Here is a 20784-nt window from a genome sequence, read left to right as displayed (position 1 = left end):
ACGGGGGCCGCACGCTGACGCAGGTGGAAAGACTGCGTCAAGTGACGCTCCGGTGAGAGGGACCGCAGTCCCTCTCGACCCAGCGCATCAAGGCTGGCGCTTGAGCCAGGCGACGACGTCCGCCCCGGTCCTCTCACGCAGTGCGACATCCTGGCTCAGCCGCTCCAGCGTCTGCGCCATGGCTTGATGGGCCTCATTGACGGGGTGCACCTGCAGCAGGGCCTTCGTCTCCTCGAGCTGCTGGCGAGTGCGCAGCGCACCCAGGGCTTCCACGACGCGCCGCAGCAGCATGGGAGCTCCGCCGGTGCGGGCGACCACGTCCTTCCAGCGCTCCTGGATCACCTTCCACCACGCGTCGCGGCCCGTCCGGTTGCCCAGCAGCGAGCCGAGGTAGATGGTCACGTCCTGCATCTTCACCGTCTCCGTGAAGAACAGGTCCTGGCCCCGCTGCGCCAGCGCCGGGTTCTCGAACGAGGCCAGCGCCGACAGGTACCGGCGCTGCGTGGCCGGGTCTGGATCCGTCTTCAGCTTCTCCAGGAGCGTGTCGAACAGCGCCGCGTCTCCCGCTCGCGCCACCATGTGCACCGCGCTGTCCAGCAGGTTCGGCTCCAGCGCCGTCTTGTCTCCCGCCAGCACCTTCGTGATCCGCGGCCGCGCGTCAGCGAGCGCCTGGCCGCCGCGCGCGAGCACACCCACCGCGCGCACCAGCGCCGCGCGCCGCAGCTTCACCCGGTCCGACTCGCCCGCGGCCGACTCCCAGCCCAGCTTTGTCAGGGCCGGACCCAGCAGCTTCTCCACCCAGCGGCGGAAGCGCTCCTGGTCCTCGCCGTCCACCAGCCGCGACTCCACGTAGCTCAGGCGGCCCACCAGCTCCTCGAGGACGGCGTCGTCCTCCTCGCCACCGAAGCGGCTGGCCAGCTCCAGGAAGTCCGCCGCGGAGGACTGCCCGGATCGCACCAGCGCCCAGCGGTCCGCCAGCAGCGAGATGCGCTCGGCGGGCGCCAGCGCCGAGAGGTTCGCGGCCAGCTTCTCCAGCATCGGCCCGTCGTAGGCCACGCGGTAGAAGCCGGTGGAGCCCGCGTTGGCGAACAGCCACTTCACCTCGCCGCTGCCCTCCAGCGTCACCGTGGCTTGCTCGTCGCGCAGCAGGAAGCGGTGCTCTCGCACGCCACCGCTGTCCGCGAAGCGCAGCACCACTGGCACGGGCCAACGCTCGCCGCTGCTCACCCCCGGCTCCGTGTAGAACCGCCGCTGGCTCAGTGTCAGCTTGCGCCCGTCCTGCTTCACCGACAGCAGCGGGTAGCCACTCTGGCCGATCCACGCGTTGGCCAGCTCCACCACCGGCTGCGAGGAGGCCGCGCCGAGCGCCCCCCACAGGTCGTCCGCCACCGCGTTGCCACGCGCGTGGGTGCGCATGTACTGGCGGATGCCCTCGCGGAACGGGCCCTCTCCGAGGAAGCCCTCGATCATCCGCAGCACCGCGCCGCCCTTCTCATAGGTGATGAGGTCGAAGCTCTCGCCGGCCTCGCTGGCGTTGCGCACCTCGCCGCGGATGGGGTGCGTGGACTTGAGCGCATCCAGGTGCAGCGCCGCCGCCTTGCCTGAGTCGAAGTCCAGCCACACGCGCCAGTCCGGCCGCCACGCATCGACGATCTTGAACGCCATCCACGTGGCGAACGCCTCGTTGAGCCACAGGTCGTCCCACCACACCATCGTCACCCAGTTGCCGAACCACTGGTGCGCCAGCTCGTGCGTCACCACCTCGGCCACCCGCTTCTGCACGGACAGCGGCGCGCTGGCGGGGTCGAGCAGCAGCGCCACCTCGCGGTAGGTGATGAGGCCCGCGTTCTCCATGGCGCCTGCCTCGAAGTCCGGGATGCCGACCTGATCCACCTTGCCGTAGGCATACGGCAGGCCGAAGTAATCCTGGAGCCGGGGCAGTGCCGCCAGCGCCGCGTCCTGGCCGAAGCGCGCCAGGTGCGCCTTCTCCGGCAGGGCCCACGTGCGCACGGGCACGCCATTCACCTTCTCCTCCGCCGTACCTACCAGCGGGCCCACCACCAGGGCGATGAGATAGGAGCTCAGCACGTCCATCTCCTGGAACTTCACCGTGCGCAGGGTGCCCTCGGTGGTGTCCGAGACGATGGCGCCGTTGGAGAGCGCCACCAGGCCCGGCGTCGGGGGAATGCGCACCGTGATGGCCCAGCGCGCCTTGAAGGAGGGCTCATCGAAGCAGGGGAAGAGGCGCCGGGCGTCAGCGGCCTCGAACTGCGTGGCGGCGACCTTGCCCGCCAGATAGAGGCCGCGCAGGCCCTCGGTGAAGCGGCCCGTCCACTCCACATCCAGCGAGGCGGTCCCCGTGGGCAGTGGCTTGTCGAAGCGCAGCACCAGCGTCTCGCTCTGTTGCGCCGGCTGGATGGAGGTGGGGGTGAGCTGCGAAGAGCCAGCACGGAACGTCACCTTGCCGAGCTGCAGCGCGATGCCGTGGAGGATGAGCTCGTCGGTGGCCCCCGTCACCTCCAGCTCGATGGTCTGCGAGCCGGAGAAGGTGTGCTCATCCAGGTTGAGCGTCACCGTCGAGAGGTAGCGGCGGGGAAGGACAGTCCGAGGAAGGCGGAAGTTCTTGTCTTCGGTCAGGTGAGCCATAGGGGCGGGGAATCTACCCCCGAGGTGACGTGGGCTCACAAAGATTGGTGAGGGATTGGTGAGGGAGTGCACCTCCGGGCATGCACCTGTCTAACGGTGGACCCTCTGGGAGAGGGGGTCGCTCAGCCTGGATCCGCGGCGACGAAGAAGACGGCCGCGGCGCCAATCAGCACCGCCGCACCGCCCGCGTACACCCAGGGGCTCTCGTACCAGGCGCGCTGCTCGATGACGGAGAGCTGCAAGGGGGCTTTGGGGGTAGCGGCCCGGGCCAGCGTGTTGCCCTGGGCATCCAGCGCCTCCAGGAAGTACCAGGCCGTGAAGTTCCTGGAGTTTCCGGGCGTGGGCAGCTCTCCCGCGCACGTGTCCCCTTCGCAGGTCATCCGCGCGGCGCGGTAGGGGCCATCCGGGACGGGGGCGTGGCGCAGCAGCACCTGGCTCGTCTTGCCCTGAGGGTCCTTCAAGGAGGCACGCACGAGCCGCGGGTCGGCGGAGCCCTCGCGCGGGAGCACCTCCAGCTTCGGCCGGGCCGCGAGCTGCGCGCGCACCCGCTCCAGCAGCTCCACCTGCTTGGGCGGGGCTCCGGCCGGGGGACGGACCCAGGCATCCTGCTCGAGCGCCTCGGTGATGCGCAGCTCGGCGGTGGTGGCGTCTTCCAGCTGCAGGTGGATGTAGCCCAGCTCCAGCAGGGCCTGGGCACGCTCAGTGGCGGGCCGATCCGGCAGGGCCAGGTAGCGCTGGTACTCCACCACGGCCTCCTCGTATCGGAGTTCTTCCGCAAGCTTGCGAGCGCGCTCCCGCATGCTCTTCGCGTCCTCGGTGGAGGACTGGGAGAGCAGCGCGGCGGGAGCGGCGCGCAGGGGCGCGTCAGGGGCAGCGGTCAGGAGCAGGAGCGTGAGCGTGAACACGGGGCCCCAGCGTACCCGACCCCGTGCCCGGATTCAGAGCCCTCCGACCTCCAGGGCGCCGCCCACCCCGGGGAAGGGCTTGGTCACCACGGCATGGAAGGTGATGTCCTCCAGGACGATGTTGACCGGCAGCGTGTCCGTGCCAATGCCCAGTCGCTTCACCGTGTTGTTGACGATGAGCCAGATGCGCTTCTTGCCCACCGCCTGCACGAGCACCGGATCCGTGATGGTGAAGGGCTTGCGCTCGCCGGGAGCGAAGGCCTGCGTGGTCAGCAGCACGGAGGCGGCGCTGAAATACGAGGGCAGGTTGTTGTTCGTGTAGAACAGGGGTGTGCCTGGCTCGGCCTTGCCGTTCAGCGCCAGCCGGGCGCCCGCCTCCAGGGTCAGCGTCCGCGTCGGGTTCACCACCGTCAGGCTCGCGGAGATCTCCCGGAGGATGACGTCGCCCACCGCCTCATTGGGCACGTCGATGGCGACCTCGGCGTAGACGGGCTCCAGCAGCGAGGTGACCTGGACGCTCTGGTCGAAGGGCTCGGTGGTGACAGCCACCTCGGCCGAGCACGCGGTGAGCAGCAGCACACAGGGAAAGAGCGCGCGAATCATGGGGGGCCTCATCGGAAGGTCCAGGAGAGATCGAGCACGGGCGCCACAGCGAGCCCGCCGCCAGGGAAGGCCGGCTCATCAATGTCCACGTATGCGGCACCCAGGGCCACGCCCAGGTGCTCACCGCCGTAGCGCACGCCCGCGGCGGCCCGCAGCTTGGAGCCTCCCTTCAGGCGCACACCCGCCTCCGCGATGAGCTGGAGCGTCTGGGTGAGGTGGAAGGCCGCCGCACCCGTCACCGCGAGATAGTCCGACTCGTAGTGCGCATAGCGCGCCTCGCCCTGGACAGTCAGGGGCCCGAGCGCCAGGCCATAGGCGCCATAAACGGTGGGGCCCGACAGCGTGGGCTCGAAGCTGTCGAGGGCGGGCTCCCGTCCCGTGACGGCCGAGGAATAGACGGATGCACCGACGAAGTGCGTGTAGCGCGCGCCGGCCACGAAGCGGTGCGGGCCGGCCTCCATCGCCCAGCGCAGGCCCAGGTTCGGCGCCAGCATCACGTCCGCGATGAGCGAGGTGTCCAGCACGAGCCCTCCCACCAGCGGAAGCGCCGAGCGCTGCAGGCCAATCACCGGGTGGGCGATGACGGTGGCGGCGTCCGTGGTGAGCAGCCGTCCGTTCCCAGAAGGTGGGGAGTCCTCGGACTGTGCGAGCGCGGGGGAGGAGAGACAGAAGAGGAGGAGGAGAGACGGAAGAAGAAGGAGTCGAAGGTTCACAACGGCTCGCTCCTGAGGCGTGAGAGGGTTGCCCTCTATTGCCGCAACACGGACGCGCTGGATCGACTTGTGCCCTCTGAGTGTCAGCCACGTGGCAGCAGGTAGGTGGGGTGAGGCGGACTCATGGCTCGCTCCAGTCCTGCTTGCTCCTCCAACGTTTGGAGCGGGAGGGCGAGAGGCTCCCTGCCAGGCCGCACTTGCGAAGGACGGGGCAGGCTCGTACTTTCGGCCCGGAGAATTATATGGGCTCCCATGCAAAACCTCGCAGACGCCAGGAGCGCTCTTCCGGAGCGCAGCCACGAGAGGCGCTGGAGGACACCCGGGCCGTGATGGACTCCATCCGGCGCATCGTGCGAATGCTGCGTGTGTCCGCCCGTGCCTCCGAGCGGCTGGTGGGCATCAGCGGCGCCCAGCTCTTCGTGATGCAGCAGCTCGCGGACGCGGGCGCATGCTCCATCGGTGAGCTGGCCGAGCGGACTCTCACGCACCAGAGCTCGGTCTCCGTCGTCGTGAGCCGGCTCATCGAGCGGGGGCTCGTCACCCGCCGGGCCTCCGAGACCGATGCACGCCGCGCCGAGGTGGCGCTCAGTCCCAACGGACGCACGCTCCTGCGCCGGGCTCCGCCCATGGCCCAGGCCCACCTCATCGCTGGGCTGGGCCGGATGGAGGCCTCCGAGCGGAGCATCCTGGCGCAAGGGCTCGCAGCGCTGGTGCGGGAGATTGGCGCCGACACGCAGGCCCCCGCCCTCTTCTTCGAGGACGAGACATCCTCGCTTCCACGCCGGACGCGGAGAAAGAGCCATGAAGAAACCTGAGATCTCCGAGGTGGGTGAGGGCGTCTCCCACGAGGTGCTCCCCGTCGCGCCTTCGATGGGGCCAGCCCTGCAGAGCGTGCGCGCCCCCACGGTCCTGGAGCCCGTGGATCGCCGCGTCGTGTTCATCAGCGGTGTGGCCATCCTCCTGGCCGTCGCGGCGGGCTTCGTGGCCCAGCTGCTCACGCGGCTGATCCACCTCTTCACGAACCTGGCCTTCTTTGGCCGCTTCTCTGCGGCTCCGGTCTCCCCAGCGGACCACACGCTGGGCGCGTGGGTCATCGTCATCCCCGTGTTGGGGGCGCTCGTGGTGGGGGTGATGGCGCGTTATGGCTCCCGGGCCATCCGCGGCCACGGCATCCCCGAGGCCATGGAGCAGGTCCTCTTCAACCAGAGCCGCATTCCTCCCCGGGTGACGTTCCTCAAACCGCTGTCGTCGGCGATCGCCATCGGTACGGGAGGGCCCTTTGGTGCCGAGGGGCCTATCATCGCCACGGGGGGAGCGCTCGGCTCGTTCGTGGGGCAGCTCTTGAAGGTGACGGCCAATGAGCGCAAGGCGCTGCTCGCGGCCGGTGCGGCGGCGGGCATGGCGGCCACTTTCGGCGCGCCCGTCTCCGCGGTGCTGCTCGCGGTGGAGTTGTTGCTGTTCGAGTACCGCCCGCGCTCCGTCATCCCGGTGGCGCTGGCCACCGCCACTGCGACGGGCGTGCGCATCGCCTTCGTGGGTGGAGCGCCGGCCTTCGGCATGCCCGATCTCGTCCAGCCGGGAGGAGCCGCGCTCGCCTGCTACATCCTCCTGGGCGGCATCGTGGGCCTGGCCTCCGTGTTCTGCACCCGCGCCGTGTACGCCATCGAGGATGCCTTCGAGAAGCTCCCGCTCCACTGGATGTGGTGGCCAGCGCTTGGGGGCCTGGTGGTGGGAGTGGTGGGCTACTTCTCGCCGCGAACCCTGGGCGTGGGCTACACCAACATCGAGGACATCATCGGCGGCCAGTTTGTCGGCACGGCGATGCTCTTCTTCTGCCTGATGAAGTTCCTCTCCTGGTCCATCGCGCTCGGCAGCGGCACCTCAGGCGGGACGCTGGCGCCGCTGTTCACCATCGGAGGAGGTATCGGCTCGGGGCTGGGCGCCCTGCTCGTGTGGCTGGCGCCAGGGCTGGGCGTGGACATCCGCATCGCGGCGCTGGTGGGCATGGCGGCCATCTTCGCGGGGGCCTCGCGCGCGCTGCTGGCCTCTGTCGTGTTCGCGTTCGAGACCACGCGCCAGCCGCTGGGGCTGCTGCCACTGCTGGGCGGGTGCACGGCGGCGTACCTCGTGTCCACGCTCCTCATGCGCCACTCCATCATGACGGAGAAGATCGCACGCAGAGGGGCCCGCGTGCCCACCGAGTATGGCGTGGACGCACTGGCTCATGCGCTCGTGAGGGACTTCGGGTTGCGGCCGGTGGCGACGCTCGCGGCGGAGGAGACGCTGGAGAAGGTGCGAGCGTGGCTGGCCTCCGGGGTCGAGGGTACCAGCCACCAGGGCTTCCCCGTGGTGGACGCGGCCGGCCAGCTGGTGGGCGTCGTCACCCGGAGGGACTTGCTGGATGGGACGGAGCCTGCCGGGCGGCGCCTGCGCGAGGTGATCCGGCGCCCCGCAGCCGTCGTCTTCGAGGACTGCTCCCTGCGCGAGGCGGCGGACCACATGGTCCACGAGGGCGTGGGGCGGCTGCCCGTGGTGCGCCGTGACGCGCCGGCCCGGGTGGTAGGCATCGTCACGCGGAGTGATCTGCTCGCGGCACACCAGCGGCGGCTGGACGACGCGCTCCGGCAGGAGCAGGGTATCGGTGGAGCGAGGACGCCTCCCGGTCCCCGTGTTCCTCATCCTGCCTGAGCCGTGCCATGGCCGAGCCCTCCTCCTCGAGTGACACCGCGCGAGTCCTCCAGCTCCTCAAGCGGTACGGCTGGAATGCCACCTCCTTCCAGGTGCTGGAGCCCGGCTTTCGCTACTGGTTCGACGCGGACGGAGAGGCCTGTGCCGCCTACGTGGACACGGGTGGGGCGTGGGTGGCCGCGGGCGCGCCCATCGCCTCGCCCGAGCGCCTCGCGGAGGTGGTTGCGCGCTTCGAGGCAGCGGCCCAGGCCGAGGGCCGGCGCGTCTGCTTCTTCGCCACGGAGCAGCGCTTCGCCACGGTGGTTCCGGTGGAGATGATGCCCATCGGCGAGCAGCCGACATGGGATCCGCTCCGCTGGGAGGAGACGGTGCGCTCCAGCCGCAGCCTTCGCGAGCAGCTCCGGCGTGCGCGGGCCCGGGGCGTCACCGTGCGCCGCATCAGCCATGAGGAACTGAGCCATCCGGAGCACCCCACGCGGCGCGCAGTGGATCGGCTGCTGTCACGCTGGCTCTCCTCGCGGCGGATGGCACCCATGGGCTTTTTGGTACAGATGTCCCCGTACGCCTTCGCCGAGGAGCGCCGCGCCTTCGTAGGAGAGCTGAACGGCGAGGTGGTGTCCTTCCTCTCGGCGGCTCCCGTCTTCGCGCGCCAGGGGTGGCTGCTCCAGCACATCATCCGGGACCCTCAGGCCCCCAACGGCTCCACGGAGCTGATGGTGGACGCGGCCATGCGCGCCGCCGTGGAGGAGGGGAGGGGCTACGTGACGCTCGGGCTGGCGCCGCTCGCCGGAGAGGTGGGGCCCTGGCTGCGCGTGGCGAGGACCTGGGGTGCGGCGCTCTTCGACTTCGAGGGCCTGCGCGCCTTCAAGGCGAAGCTGCGGCCCCATGCCTGGGACCCCATCCACCTGGCCTGGCCTTCCAGCACCAGCCGCGTGTGGCCCGTGTTCGATGCCCTGCGTGCCTTCGCTCGGGGAAGCTTCATCCGCTTCGGCTTCATCACGCTGATGCGCCGCGCGGACCTGCTCGTCCGCCTGCTGGCGCTCCTGCTCATTCCCTGGACGCTGTTGCTCGCCCTGCCCGCGAACACCCACCGCTTCCCCTCGCACGCCATCCAGTGGGCCTGGATCATCTTCGACGTGGGGCTCACCGCCGCGCTCTTCGTGCTGCTGCGCCGCTGGCGCTCATGGCTCGCGGGGTTGCTTGCCGGAGTCATCGCCGTGGATGCCTGTCTGACAACCTGGCAGGCCGTGGCTTACAACATGCCTCGGGCGAGCGGACTGCTCGATGGGGCCGTCATCGCTGCGGCCATCCTGGCGCCTGCCACGGCAGCTTGCTTGCTGGCGTGGGCGTGGCGTCATCCTCCGCCGTTCCACACCTGAGTCCGGAGCAAAGCCTCACTCCTCGGGCGGGAGCGGCGCGGCGGAAGGTGCGTGCAGGATGATGTCCTGTCCCTCGATGCGCTCGACGAGGTGGAGGCTCACTGCGTAATCCCGCCGGGCTGGCCAGCCCTGCTCGAGCTCCAGGTGTGTGGCGCCCAGGTTGGCCACTGTGCCGAGCTTGTGGCCTTGCGCGTCTCGAACCGTCATCCCTTCGTGGAGCTCGCCCGGATCAATCATCGCTTCCTCCTCATTCCTTCTCTCTTGGGGAACACAGGGGCCCGTTCCGGACACACCGCTCTTTTGTGAACGGGGGACTTGATGCGGAGTGAACAGGGGCCCGGGTGATCCATGGCAAGTCATTCGGGCGGGTGGTTGCCTGCGCGCTGTTCAGGGCACGGGGCGCCATGGCCTTCGCCGTGAGCGGCTCCCGAGGCCGGAGGGGAGAAGTGCCTATGGGTCACAGATCGTCCAACGCCTGGATGCTCGCCTTCCTGGTAGCCGCTGGAGTCAGCCACGCGGCCGAGCCGCCCAAGGCTTCGGCCCCACCTCCGAAGCTGCCGCCAGGAGTCTCTCCAGTCCTGTGGAAGGTCTCTGTCCCCCCGGGCGCCGAGCCCACGCCGGACAAGGTGCTGCTCGGCGAGAAGCTCTTCAACGACCAGCGGCTGTCGGTGGACAACACCGTGTCCTGCTCTACCTGCCATGAACCCAAGAAGGGCTTCGTGGACGGCAAGGATCGCTCGGTGGGCATCAAGGACCAGAAGGGCATGCGCAACAGCCCCACGGTGCTCAACGCCATGTTCAACGCCTCCCAGTTCTGGGATGGGCGCGCCGCCACGCTGGAGGATCAGGCCAAGCTGCCCATCCTCAATCCCATCGAGATGGGCATGCCCTCGCCCGAGGCGGTGGTGACCAAGGTCCGCGCCATTCCCGAGTACGCCGCCGAGTTCCAGAAGGTCTTCGGACGGGAGGTGAACTACGACGACCTGGCCGCGGCCATCGCCGCCTTCGAGCGCACCCAGTTCTCCGGCAGCGCTCGCTTCGACGCGTTCATCCACGGGGACGAGAAGGCCTTCAACGCCTCGGAGAAGCGGGGGTGGGCGCTCTTCAACGGCAAAGGCCGGTGCACGGAATGCCACGCGGCGAATATCGTCTCGCCGCTCTTCTCGGATCAGAAGTTCCACAACATCGGCATCGCCGCGCACAAGCAGGACTTCGTGCAGCTCGCGCTCGAGGGGCTCAAGGTGGTGCGCACCGGCGACGAGAAGCAGATCGACGAGCTGGCGCTGCAGACGAAGTTCAGCGAGCTGGGCCGCTTCCTGGTGACGAAGCAGGAGAACGATGTGGGGGCCTTCAAGACGCCCACGCTGCGCAACATCGGCATCACCGGCCCGTACATGCACGATGGCTCGCTGAACTCGCTGTGGGACGTGATGGACCACTACAACAAGGGCGGCGTTCAGAACCCGTACCTGGATGGAGGCATGCAGCGGCTGGGGCTCACCGAGCCGGAGATCGACGATCTGGTGGCGTTCCTCTACACCCTCACGGACACGCGCTTCGACAAGTTCAACCAGCAGGAACTGGCCCGGCAGCGCGGGCTGAAGAACAAGCGCCCCGAGCGCGACACCGCGGTGGCCATGGGGAAGAAGGGCAACCTGGGGGACATCGCGCCCAACCCGGACCTCGACAAGAAGAACCCGGCGGAGATGGGCGTGTACGGCGCGGAGACGTCGGTCAAGAGCGAGCCGAAGAAGGAAGGGAAGCCCTAGCCATGTCCAACAAGTTCAAGAGCGTCGAGACGAAGTACTACGAGGAGCGCCAGGAGTTCTTCGACGGGCTCAAGCGCCTGGACCGCCGCGCCTTCCTGCGGGTGGCGAGCATGTCCGCGGGCATCGCCGCGGGCATGGGGCTGCTGCCGCCGGTGAGCTATCAGCTCATCCAGGTGGCCGAGGCCCAGGGCAACCCGGAGCAGCCGAAGTTCACCTTCGCCTATATCTCCGACACGCACCTGTACGACCAGAAGCTCAATGACCGGTTCGTTCGCTCCATCCTCAAGGCCGTGGATGACGTGAACGCGCTCAACCCGCAGCCGGACTTCGTGCTGTTCGGTGGTGACCTGGCGCAGCTTGGGCAGGCGGTGGAGCTGAAGCTGGGGGCGCAGATCCTCAAGTCGGTCAAGGCGCCGGTGAAGATGATGGTCGGGGAGCACGACTGGTTCCTCGACATGGGCGAGCAGTGGCGCGAGCTGTTCGGCGCTCCCACGTACGCGTTCGATCACAAGGGCGTCCACTTCGTGGTGCTCAACTCCATCCTGGAGAAGGACTTCTGGACGGAGCGGGGACTCACGCCCATGGAGCGCATGAAGATCGTCGCCGGCCTGGACAATGGCATCCAGTCCCGCTTCGAGGTCGGCGCCGAGCAGCGCGCGTGGCTCCAGAAGGACCTGGCCAAGGTGGACAAGAAGACGCCGGTCATCGTCTTCAGCCACTCGCCGCTCTACAAGTACTACCGGCCGTGGAACTTCTGGACGGACGACGCGGACGAGGTGCAGGCCCTCCTCAAGCCGTTCGACAAGGTGACGGTCATCCACGGCCACACGCACCAGTTGCTCACCAACCGCATCGGCAACATCTACTTCCATGGGATGCTGTCCACCGCGTGGCCCTGGCCGTACGCGCCCGAGGGGCTGCCCAGCCTCACGACCCAGATGAATCGTCCGGATCCGTTCAGCCAGTTCGACGGCTGCGGCGATGGGCGTGTGGACGTGCTCGAGGCCGGGCTCGTCAACGCACTCTACAACCTGTGGGAGCGCAACCCCATCACCGTGCGCGCGAGCTACCTCGCGTCCAACGGGCAGAAGGATGCGCCCCCCCGTACCAAGCTCCCCAGCTACTAGCGAGGCGCCGACATGACGCTGCGAACGAAGCTCCTCACAGGTCTCACCGCGCTGCTGTCCATCGCCGGGGGCACCGCGCTGGCCACTCCCCCCGGCTCCACCTTGAAGGCCGAGCCCTTGCCTCAGCACAAAGTCCCCACCTCGAAGGAGGGCAACCTCGTCGTCGGCATGTGTGATGGCGAGACCTCCCTGGAGGTGAAGGGCGTGAAAGAGGGCGAGCGGATGTCACGCGAACAGGCGCTGCAGGTGACGGGCGCGCTGATGGAAGAGTGGCGCCGCAAGAACCCGAGCGCGAACTGGGACGACGTGCCACTGCCCGGCTCGGCCATCGCGCAGGCGCCCCAGCCTCCGCCGAGCCCCAAGCCACAGGGGCCTCGCAGCCCACCGGCGCTGCCGCCCACGCCGCAGAAGCCTGCGGCGGGCGGCTCGACGAAGACAGAGGGAGCGACGGCAGCCTCGGGGGCCTCGGATGTCGCCGCGCAGAAGGGCGTCAGCCTGCAGACGGGCCACACGTACGGCGCGTTCAGCGAGCGCGATGAGCGCATCTGGGCCGCGTCCACCCAAGCGTTCGTGGAGGAGGGCAACCGCATCTTCCACGACGCGGAAGCGCTGGGCGGCACCATCGCGGTGTCGTGCGACATGTGCCATCCGGACGCGGCAAACACGCACCCGGAGACGTACCCGAAGTATCAGGTCCAGCTGGGGCGCGTGGCGCTGCTGCGAGACATGATCAACTGGTGCATCGAGAACCCGGTGCGCGGCAAGCCGCTGGCGGACGATGACCCGAAGATGAAGGCCATGGAGGCGTTCATCTACGCCAAGCGCAAGGGCGCCAAGCTGGAGTTCGGCAAGCACTGATGCCCTGCGCGAGGGACCGGTGACGCCTGTTCGAAAAGGTCGGGGGTTTTGAAAAGTCCCGACCTTTCCGAACAGGTCTGTGAGGGGGGCAGAGGCCGGCGTCAGCGCTGGCGCTGCTCGAGCTTGCGCAACAACTGTGCTGCCTCTTTGCGGCTGCCCGCGCTCGCGCGCTTGGAGTCGCGGACCCGCGCGAGCACCTTCCGGGCCTGCACGGGCTCCTCCAGCGGTCCCGCATAGAGCCGGGCCACCTCGAGCAGCGCGTCCTTGTCTCCCATCGCGGCGGACTTCTCGAACCACCGGACCGCCAGCCGCAGCCGGCCCTCGTCCCGGTAGACGGTGCCGATGTTGTTCGCCGCCGCCGCCTCGCCTCCACGCACCGCCTTCCGGTACCACGCCAGAGCACTGGTGCGGGACCGCGCCACTCCATGGCCCGTGTCGTAGAGGTAGCCCACGTTCAGCTGTGCCCGGGAGTCTCCCGCTTTCGCCGCCTCGAAGAAGCGGTGGAAGGCCGCTTTGATGCGGCCTCGCGCCATCAGGCGAGTGGCCTCGGAGAAAGGATTCTCCGCCACGCGCTTGCTCGCGGTCCGCGCGCGCGCGGCGCTTCCTGCTCGCTCTCTGCCTCGACGCGTCATCTCGAGCCCGAGCTTCGCACATCCCCCCCCCTTGCGCGCCTCCCTCCTCTTCCGTGTTCAATGGCGCCATGTTGAAGGAGTCCACCCAGCCGGTTTCCCCCGGATCCGCGGAGCAGGCGCAGGCGTTCGCCTCTCTGCCAGAGCAGGCTCCCCTCACTGTCCTACCACCCGAGTCGGATCCGAGCGGCTTCACGGAACGCGCTCCCGTCCTCGTCTCGCTCCTGCCGGATGACGCGCTCGCACAGGCCCTGGCCCGAGGCGACGCTCTGGCCGTGCACGGTGCGCTCTCAGCCCGCCTCGCCCGTGAGCCTTCAGGCCCTCTTCGTGGCACCCTCCAGGAGATCCTCGGCAACCGCAGCCTCTTCACGGTGGCTGAGAGCCCTCCCCACATCGCCGGCTTCCTGGGCACCGGCATTCAGTGGGTCGGGTTGCCCGCGCCGGAGGCACAGCAGACGCAGTTCATCGCCACGCGCGCCATCCGTCTCCTCGGTGTGCCGCTCTGGCCGCTCGGAGAGCACCTCCTGCAGCGGGGGCGGGATGGGCAGCTCCAGGTGCTGGGGCGCGTGGCCGTCGGTTCGTCCTCTCTCGCTACGCGGCGGGTCAGCTACCTCGCCCTGGGCGCACTGATGCTGGCTTCGGCCGGCGCCGCCCTGGCGCCCTTTGCCGTGCGCGAGGTGCACATCACCAATGGCTTCTCCCGGCCCATCGAGGTGAGCCTGGATGGAGAGCACCTCACGGTCGAGCCCGGGCAGATCTTCCAGCATCAGACGTATGGCTTGGGGGAGCCGTACCTCGTGACGGCGCGGTGGCCGGGCGCGGCCAGGCCCTTCGAGACGCTCGAGGTCGAGTCGAACCAGCGGACGATCTACAACGTCCTGGGAGCGGCCTCGCTGAGCTGGAATCGCCAGCCAGAGCCCTCGACTCAGGCCTCGCTGCCGGATCGCGTCTACAGCCTCCCGTCCGACGCAGGGCTGGCCCTGAAGGGGGGCTGGGAGACGCGGGTTCGCGACGAGCTCAACTGGGGACATCCGTCCACCGCCGCCGCGCTGGCCAAGGCCGTCTTCCTGGCCGATCCCTCGCAAATCGAGGCGGGCCGGGAGGCCGCCCGCATTCTGGTGCAGGACCAGGCGCGGGAGGCGCTCTGGTTCGCCCGTGAGCTGCCCCAGGCCTTCCCGGAGGATCTCGCTGTCGGCCAGCTCGCGCAGGACGTGCTCATCGCCCTGGACGAGCGCTCCGTGGCGTTCAAGCTCTACGAGCCGCTGGCCAAGGCTGATCCGGACTCCGTGGGCAAGGCGCTCCTGGCGGCCCGCGCCGCGCCGCCGGAGCAAGTGCGCGACGCCTACGCCCGCGTGCTGGAGCGCTTCCCCGAGGCTCCCGAGGCGATGCGCGCCCTCGCCCGGATTCACCTCGCGGACGGCTATCCCAGCGAGGCGCTCAAGCTGCTCGAAGCGGCCTTGGCCAAGGCCCCCGAGTCCCTGGAGGACCTGGAGCTGCGCGTGCGGGTCTTGATTGCCGCGGATGAGGTCCGTGCCGCCTCCGTGGCCGTGAAGAAATTTCACAACGAGCCACGCCACGCTTCGTGGGAGCTGGCGGTGCTCGCGGGCCGGCTCGCCCGCATTGCGGGGCCCGGCCGCACGCAGTACGTCGCGAGAGACCTGATTCCTCCCGCCTTCGCGAACTCGCCCGAGCACCTCGTGGCTTTTGCGCTCCTCACGGGCGACAGCAGCGTCTCGGACAAGGAGCTGAACGGCGTAGCCGATCCCGTGGCCCGCGAGGCCCTGACGCTCACCCGCGCCGTCATCAAGGACTTCGAGTCCGCGGTGAAGCGGGCTCCTCAAACCGAGGACACCGTGCTGCGCCGCCTGGACCCGGAGACTGCCACCCTGCTGGCTCTGGAGCTCTCACGCCGAGGCGAGAAGGAGGCCGCAAGCCGCGTCTTCGGTACCAGCCTGACGCTCCTGGCTGCCCGCGCGCCCCTGCTGGCCTATGTGAGCTCGGGAGCGGTGCGGCCCGAGTTCTTCCTGCTGCCTCCAGGGCTCCAGGCCGCCGCGTACCTGATCCACGCCCGGGCCTTCGAACAGAACCGGCTGGTGGATCAATCCTATGCGCGCTGGGCCGATGGCCTCGGCGGCATGGCGCGTCAGGCGTTCGGCATCAAGGACCCGGAGCCCACGATGTGGCGGGATCCGAAGTACGAGTTCCGGGAGCATCCGCCCAGGCACCATGCTCCGCTCATCATCTGGCACATCCGAGGCAGCGGGCTGCCGCCTCCGGAGGGACCTCCGCCCACGCCCGCACCGGAGCGGACCGGGGCGCGCATCCCCCGGCCCTGGCCCGCGACCTGGCGGTAGGGGAACTCAGCCCGGCTGCGTCACCTGGCGCAGGATGTCCAGGGACTCCAGCGCCTTGCCCGCGCCAATCACCACCGCCGAGAGCGGATCCTCCGCCAGGAACACCGGCAGGCCCGTCTCCTCGCGCAGCAGCGTGTCCAGGTTCTTCAGCAGCGCGCCGCCACCGGCCAGCACGATGCCGCGGTCGGCGATGTCACCAGCCAGCTCCGGCGGCGTGCGCTCCAGTGTCAGCTTCACCGCCTCGACGATGCCGTTCACCGGCTCGGCCAGCGCGTCGCGCACTTCGTCGCTGCTCACCGTCAGCGTGCGCGGCACACCCGCCACCAGATCGCGACCCTTGATCTCCATGGTCATGACCTCGTCCGTCGGGTACGCGGTGCCGATGCCCATCTTGATGGCCTCGGCCGTCCGCTCACCGATGAGCAGGTTGTACTTGCGCTTCACGTACTGGATGATCGCCTCGTCCAGCTTGTCGCCGCCGATGCGCACGCTCTTGGCGAACACGATGCCGGCCAGGCTGATGACGGCCACGTCCGAGGTGCCGCCGCCGATGTCGACGATCATGTTGCCGCTGGGCTCCGTCACCGGGAGGCCCGCGCCAATCGCGGCCGCCATGGGCTGCTCGATGAGGTAGACCTCACGGGCGCCAGCGTTGGCGGCGGCCTCGCGCACGGCCCGGCGCTCCACCTCGGTGATGCCGGAGGGGATGCCGATGATGATGCGCGGGTTGACCAGCGTGCGCCGGTTGTGCGCGCTCTGGATGAAGTAGCGCAGCATCGCCGCGGTGATTTCGAAGTCCGCGATGACACCGTCCTTCATGGGACGGATGGCCACGATGTTGCCCGGCGTGCGGCCGAGCATCTCTTTGGCCTCCTTGCCCACGGCAAGGACCTTCTTGCCGCCTCGCGCATCCTGCTGCACGGCCACCACGGAGGGCTCGTTGGACACGATGCCCTGGCCGCGGATGTAGATGAGCGTATTCGCCGTGCCGAGGTCGATTGCCAGGTCACGCGAGAAGAGGGTGTGGAGCCAGTCGAACATACGGGGGCGGAAACTTTCGGGAGTCCTGCTGAATTTCCCCAATGTGAATCAAATGCCGCTACCAGCGAAGGTACTACTACGCGTTGAGCGGTGCGGGAAGAAAAGCCACGTCTTCTGAAAAGGCGTGGACTGGCGAGCAGTCAGCCAGGGCAGAGCTTTTCAGCCTACCGGCGATGGCAGGGCCTCCGCCCCCAGGGTGAGCTCCTCGGGCTCCTCGGCCTTGTCGGCTGCCAGGGCCCCCTGGAAGGTGGTTCCCACGGCGCCCGCCTCCACCTCCACCCGCCGCTCGTGGGCGGGAGGGAGGACGTCACCGTCCTCCACGGCGTGCCGGAACTCGGGCGTTTGCCGCAGGGCCTCGCTGGTGACCCGCAGGAACGCCTCACGCGCAGGCTCGAAGGCCAGGGCCGCCCCGTACCAGAACGGGAAGTAGTCCAAGCGGACGAGCCCCTTCACGTTCCACCCGTACTTTGTGTAGTCCCAAGGACAGCGGCCAAGCGCCCGGCGCAGCATCCAGCCGGTGGCGTACTCGGCCCCGAAGATGACAGCCGTGTAGGCAAGCGCCCGCAGGGGCCGGGGCAGGAAGCGCAGCCGGTCATGCAGGAACTCGAGCCCCAGGGCCGTGGCCCCATAGATGGGGTGCATCCACAGGTACGTCTTTGCCGTACCGTGCGAGTCCTTCTGGAAGATCGCCGCGCTCGTCCCCGTGAAGCACACCTCGAGCACCCAGCCCGCACAGCCGTAGAGAAGGAATCTCGGTAGCACGCTCAGAAGCTAAGAATCACCCGCCCGGCAGGCAGTCCTGTCCCCAGGTCCAAGGGCGCTGCCTGTCCGCCGGGGAACAGGCGCCTGCCCCGAAGTCGGGCGGTTAGCGCTTCAGTGTGTACTTGGCGATGACGTAGAGGGCCCGGACGCCATCCTTCCAGCCGATCTTCTTCCCCTCTTCATAGGTGCGCCCGTGGTAGCTGATGGGCACCTCGTAGACGCGCCAGTTGCCCCGGGCCACCTTGGAGGTGATCTCCGGCTCGAAGCCGAACCGGTCCTCGTCCACGGTGACGGAGCGCAGCACTTCGGCGCGGAAGGCCTTGTAGCAGGTCTCCATGTCCGTGAGGTTCAGCCCGCTCGTCATATTGGAGAGCGTGGTGAGCACGTTGTTCATCACCGTGTGCCAGAAGTAGAGCACCCGGCGGGGCGTGCCGGTGAAGCGGCTGCCGTAGACGACGTCCGCCTCGCCATCGAGGATGGGCTGGATGACGCGGGGGATGTCGCGCGGGTCGTACTCCAGGTCCGCGTCCTGCACGAGGATGATGTCCCCGGTGGCTTCGGAGAAGCCGCGCCGCAGCGCCGCGCCCTTGCCCTGGTTCTTCTCCTGGAAGAGCACGCGCACTTCGTTGCGGTTCTTCGGGGTGCCGTTGAGCACCTCCAGGCCCTGGCTGGCCAGCTGCTCGAGGAACTCGCGGCTCCCATCGCGGGAGCAGTCGTCCACGATGACCAGCTCCTTGGGGAAGTCTACCGCGATGCAGCGGCGCAGCAGCTCCGCCAGGGTGGAGACCTCGTTGTAGACGGGGATGACGAGCGAGACGAGCATTGCGGGGCCGGGCTCTACCCGATTTCGGCGCCCCTGGGGCGATGAAAACACGGAGCGGGCCCGCGGGAGCGCCGTAACCCCCCGGAAACAGGAAGGTGTCCCCGACCCAGGACAGGTGTAGGGGGGCAGAACGCGCGATATACAGTCGACACCCGCGATGAAGAACGAGACGGGCACTTCTCTGGGGCGGTACCTCCTGGGCGAGAAGCTCGCCACCGGGGGGATGGGGGAGGTGTTTGTCGCGGTGCAGCGCGGCCCGGACGGCCTGGAGAAGCCGCTGGCCCTCAAGCTGCTGCTGCCGCACCTCGTCGAGGAGCCGTCGGTGGTGAAGATGTTCCTGGACGAGGCGCGCCTGTGCGCGCGGATGAACCACCCCAACATCGTCCAGATCCTCGACCTGGGTCAGGAGAAGGGGCGCTACTTCCTCGCCATGGAGCTGGTGCATGGCGTGTCGCTGGTGAGGCTGGTGCAGTTGCTGGCCCAGCAGAAGCGCACGCTGAGCGCGCCGCTCATCCTCCACATCGCCCGGGGGCTGCTGGACGCGCTGCACTATGCGCATACCCTCACCGGTCCGCGCGGCAAGCCGCTGGGGCTCATCCACCGGGACGTGACGCCGCACAACATCCTGGTGTCCGTGAATGGCGAGGTGAAGCTCTCCGACTTCGGCATCGCCAAGGTGCAGGCGACGGCGGTGCAGACGCGGCCGGGCGTGGTGCGCGGGAAGATGGACTACCTGTCGCCGGAGCAGCTGCGCTTCCAGCGGCTGGACTGGCGGGTGGATCAGTTCGCGGCGGGGCTCACCCTGTTCTATCTGGCCACGGGCCGCTCGGCGTTCGCGCGTGCCAACCCTCCAGAGACACTCAAGGCGCTGCAGCACGATCCGCTGCCGTTCCTGGACACGCTGCGGCCGGACCTGCCGCGCGCCCTGGTGGATGCCATCTCCCGAGCCACGGCGAAGGAGCGTAAGGAGCGCTTCCCTTCCATGCGCGCCTTCCGCGAGGCGCTGCCCCCGCCCTCCGCCGAGGAGCGCCCCGAGGTGCTGGGCGCGCTGGTGACCGGGGTATGCTCCTCGGTGGTCGGGACGCTGGAGCGCGCCTCGCGCACGCTGGTGGCGATGAGCTCCACCTCCAACAGCGTGGCCACCGAGCCTGTCCGGCCGCTGACGCTGAACCGCTCCATGGAGGGGACGCAGGGGAAGACGGTCACCGAGACGCTGTCTCTGGCCGGCACGGTGGCTGCGCCCGTGATGGCGGAGCTGGGCCCCACTTCGCTGCCGGAGATGCCTGCCGTCCGCATGTCCCCGGCCCTGGAGGCACAGCGCAACAACACCGTGGCCCTGGAGGCGCCGCCGCCTCGGAGCCGCTGGCGCCAGCATCGCGGGATGATAGCCGCGGCAGGAGGGGTGCTCCTGTTGGCCGTCCTCGGAGTGGCGGCGTGGTGGATCCTCGCGCCCTCCACTTCGGGAGGTGCCACGGAGCAGCGTCCGGTCAAACAGGACTCTCGGGGCGGAGCGGCGCTTCCGGACACGATGGAGGTTCGGTGACGGTGGGGAAGACCACGGCTGTCGCCACACTCCTCACGGTCTTGCTGGGATGCTCCGGTGCGCCGGAGTCCTCACTCGAAAACCCCTTTGGCGCCTTCAACTTCACGTTGGAGTCGCGGCCCCCGGTAGAGCAAGTGAGGCTCCTCCAGGAGCAGGGTTACCAGGGCACGGCTCTCTACTGGCCAGGAGCCGAAGACTTTGAGGAGCTCGCTGCGGTGCAAGCGGTGCGCGATGGCAGCTTCCGAGTGTTCGCGGTGCTGTACGACTTCGCGTTTGCACAGCCGTGGAGCCGGGAGCAGCTGGATGCGATCCTGCTCTCCCTCGCTTCGCAGGAGGCCGACCTGTGGCTCATCCTGAGCGGACCCCATGGGCCCAATGACGCCATGGTCGAGGCCGTCCGGGAAGTCGTCACGATGGCCACGGCCCGAGGGGTTCGCGTCGTGGTGTACCCGCATGACGAGAACGCCATCGAGACCGTCGAAGAGGCCCTGGCGCTCATCGAAGCCGTGGGCCGTCCAGAGCTCAAGGCGTCCCTCCACCTCTGTCACGAGCTCAAGGCCGGCAATCGCGACCGGCTGGCGCAGGTGATCGCCGCCGCCGCGCCCCAGCTGGCGCTCGCAAGCATCAACGGCGCGTCGAAGAACGTGGACGCTCCCGGCTGGGCGGAGGCGATCCAGCCGCTCGATCGGGGCAATCTCGACGTGCGGAACACCTACCTGCTCCCGCTGATCCGCTCCGGCTACACCGGGCCCCTCCTCTTGCACACCTACGGGCTCGAGGATCCCCCAGAGGAGCACCTCCGCCGCTCCTACGCGGCCTGGCGCCGGATGTCCCGTGAGGTCGCCGCCACCCTGGGGAAGTAAGCCACCGTCACGCTGGGTGAGAGCGCATTCACCTTCCCCGCCTGACAGGGCGGAGTGGGGGGCGCCTGGGGCTAAGCCACT

Annotated in this window: 18 protein-coding genes; 9 read left to right on the top strand and 9 right to left on the bottom strand. The window is 68.9% G+C overall.

What is annotated here, in order from left to right:
• Positions 1–87: 87 nt before the first annotated feature.
• From DB31_RS41790 to DB31_RS41775, 4 genes are all read right to left on the bottom strand, one after another.
• A complete protein-coding gene (locus tag DB31_RS41790) occupies positions 88–2646 on the bottom strand; it encodes a M1 family metallopeptidase (protein WP_044198872.1) in 2559 nt (852 codons plus the stop codon).
• Between the two features lie 122 nt (positions 2647–2768).
• On the bottom strand, positions 2769–3551 hold the full coding sequence (locus DB31_RS41785; RefSeq protein ID WP_044198871.1) for a hypothetical protein: 783 nt from the start codon (positions 3549–3551) through the stop codon (positions 2769–2771).
• Positions 3552–3584: 33 nt separating this feature from the next.
• The gene (locus tag DB31_RS41780) at positions 3585–4154 is read right to left on the bottom strand and encodes a hypothetical protein (RefSeq protein WP_044198870.1); all 570 of its coding nucleotides are present in this window, start codon (positions 4152–4154) and stop codon (positions 3585–3587) included.
• Between the two features lie 8 nt (positions 4155–4162).
• On the bottom strand, positions 4163–4867 hold the full coding sequence (locus DB31_RS41775) for a hypothetical protein (RefSeq protein ID WP_240487230.1): 705 nt from the start codon (positions 4865–4867) through the stop codon (positions 4163–4165).
• Positions 4868–5196: 329 nt separating this feature from the next.
• Here DB31_RS41775 and DB31_RS41770 point away from each other — a divergent pair, with 329 nt between their 5' ends.
• From DB31_RS41770 to DB31_RS41760, 3 genes are read left to right on the top strand one after another with little or no spacing between them, the layout of a single operon-like run.
• Positions 5197–5682 carry a MarR family winged helix-turn-helix transcriptional regulator gene (locus tag DB31_RS41770; protein ID WP_044198869.1) on the top strand — a complete coding sequence of 162 codons (486 nt, stop codon included), beginning with the start codon at positions 5197–5199 and terminating at the stop codon, positions 5680–5682.
• Entirely contained in the window at positions 5669–7555 is a 1887-nt protein-coding gene (locus DB31_RS41765; RefSeq protein WP_044198868.1) for a chloride channel protein, read from the top strand. Before DB31_RS41770 ends, DB31_RS41765 begins: the two co-directional genes overlap by 14 nt.
• Before the next feature lie 8 nt (positions 7556–7563).
• A complete protein-coding gene (locus DB31_RS41760) occupies positions 7564–8934 on the top strand; it encodes a DUF2156 domain-containing protein (RefSeq protein WP_044198866.1) in 1371 nt (456 codons plus the stop codon).
• Between the two features lie 15 nt (positions 8935–8949).
• On the opposite strand, the gene DB31_RS41755 is transcribed toward DB31_RS41760, so the two are convergent.
• The gene (locus DB31_RS41755) at positions 8950–9171 is read right to left on the bottom strand and encodes a DUF2171 domain-containing protein (RefSeq protein WP_044198865.1); all 222 of its coding nucleotides are present in this window, start codon (positions 9169–9171) and stop codon (positions 8950–8952) included.
• Positions 9172–9386: 215 nt separating this feature from the next.
• Between DB31_RS41755 and DB31_RS41750 the strand changes: the two genes are divergently transcribed.
• Genes DB31_RS41750 through DB31_RS51060 form a run of 3 tightly spaced genes read left to right on the top strand, consistent with a single transcriptional unit; the run spans position 9387 to position 12688 of the window.
• Entirely contained in the window at positions 9387–10703 is a 1317-nt protein-coding gene (locus tag DB31_RS41750; protein ID WP_044198863.1) for a cytochrome-c peroxidase, read from the top strand.
• Between the two features lie 2 nt (positions 10704–10705).
• Complete coding sequence (locus tag DB31_RS41745) at positions 10706–11830, top strand: metallophosphoesterase family protein (RefSeq protein ID WP_044198862.1); 1125 nt, start codon at positions 10706–10708, stop codon at positions 11828–11830.
• A 12-nt stretch (positions 11831–11842) separates the two neighbouring features.
• Positions 11843–12688: a c-type cytochrome gene (locus DB31_RS51060; RefSeq protein WP_240487228.1), complete on the top strand. Its 846-nt coding sequence runs from the start codon at positions 11843–11845 to the stop codon at positions 12686–12688.
• Positions 12689–12789: 101 nt separating this feature from the next.
• Here the strand turns inward: DB31_RS51060 and DB31_RS41735 are convergent, their stop codons facing one another.
• The gene (locus tag DB31_RS41735; RefSeq protein WP_052420666.1) at positions 12790–13257 is read right to left on the bottom strand and encodes a tetratricopeptide repeat protein; all 468 of its coding nucleotides are present in this window, start codon (positions 13255–13257) and stop codon (positions 12790–12792) included.
• A 131-nt stretch (positions 13258–13388) separates the two neighbouring features.
• Here DB31_RS41735 and DB31_RS41730 point away from each other — a divergent pair, with 131 nt between their 5' ends.
• On the top strand, positions 13389–15671 hold the full coding sequence (locus tag DB31_RS41730) for a tetratricopeptide repeat protein (RefSeq protein WP_044198861.1): 2283 nt from the start codon (positions 13389–13391) through the stop codon (positions 15669–15671).
• Between the two features lie 6 nt (positions 15672–15677).
• On the opposite strand, the gene DB31_RS41725 is transcribed toward DB31_RS41730, so the two are convergent.
• From DB31_RS41725 to DB31_RS41715, 3 genes are all read right to left on the bottom strand, one after another.
• Positions 15678–16712 (bottom strand): rod shape-determining protein, encoded by a 1035-nt coding sequence (locus DB31_RS41725; RefSeq protein WP_044198859.1) that lies wholly within the window; start codon positions 16710–16712, stop codon positions 15678–15680.
• A gap of 159 nt (positions 16713–16871) precedes the next feature.
• Complete coding sequence (locus DB31_RS41720; RefSeq protein WP_044198858.1) at positions 16872–17474, bottom strand: putative ABC transporter permease; 603 nt, start codon at positions 17472–17474, stop codon at positions 16872–16874.
• Positions 17475–17577: 103 nt separating this feature from the next.
• Positions 17578–18297 carry a glycosyltransferase family 2 protein gene (locus DB31_RS41715; RefSeq protein WP_044198857.1) on the bottom strand — a complete coding sequence of 240 codons (720 nt, stop codon included), beginning with the start codon at positions 18295–18297 and terminating at the stop codon, positions 17578–17580.
• Positions 18298–18454: 157 nt separating this feature from the next.
• Between DB31_RS41715 and DB31_RS45785 the strand changes: the two genes are divergently transcribed.
• Entirely contained in the window at positions 18455–19840 is a 1386-nt protein-coding gene (locus DB31_RS45785) for a serine/threonine-protein kinase (protein ID WP_052420665.1), read from the top strand.
• Positions 19837–20703, top strand: a complete 867-nt coding sequence (locus DB31_RS49840; RefSeq protein WP_044198856.1) for a sugar phosphate isomerase/epimerase family protein — start codon at positions 19837–19839, stop codon at positions 20701–20703. The genes DB31_RS45785 and DB31_RS49840 overlap by 4 nt, the downstream gene beginning before the upstream one ends.
• Positions 20704–20784: the final 81 nt, after the last annotated feature.

Origin of the sequence: Hyalangium minutum, assembly GCF_000737315.1 — a bacterium.
GTDB classification, from domain to species: Bacteria; Myxococcota; Myxococcia; order Myxococcales; family Myxococcaceae; genus Hyalangium; species Hyalangium minutum.
Note: the sequence above shows the minus strand (reverse complement) of the source record. Positions and strands in the feature narration are given on the sequence as shown.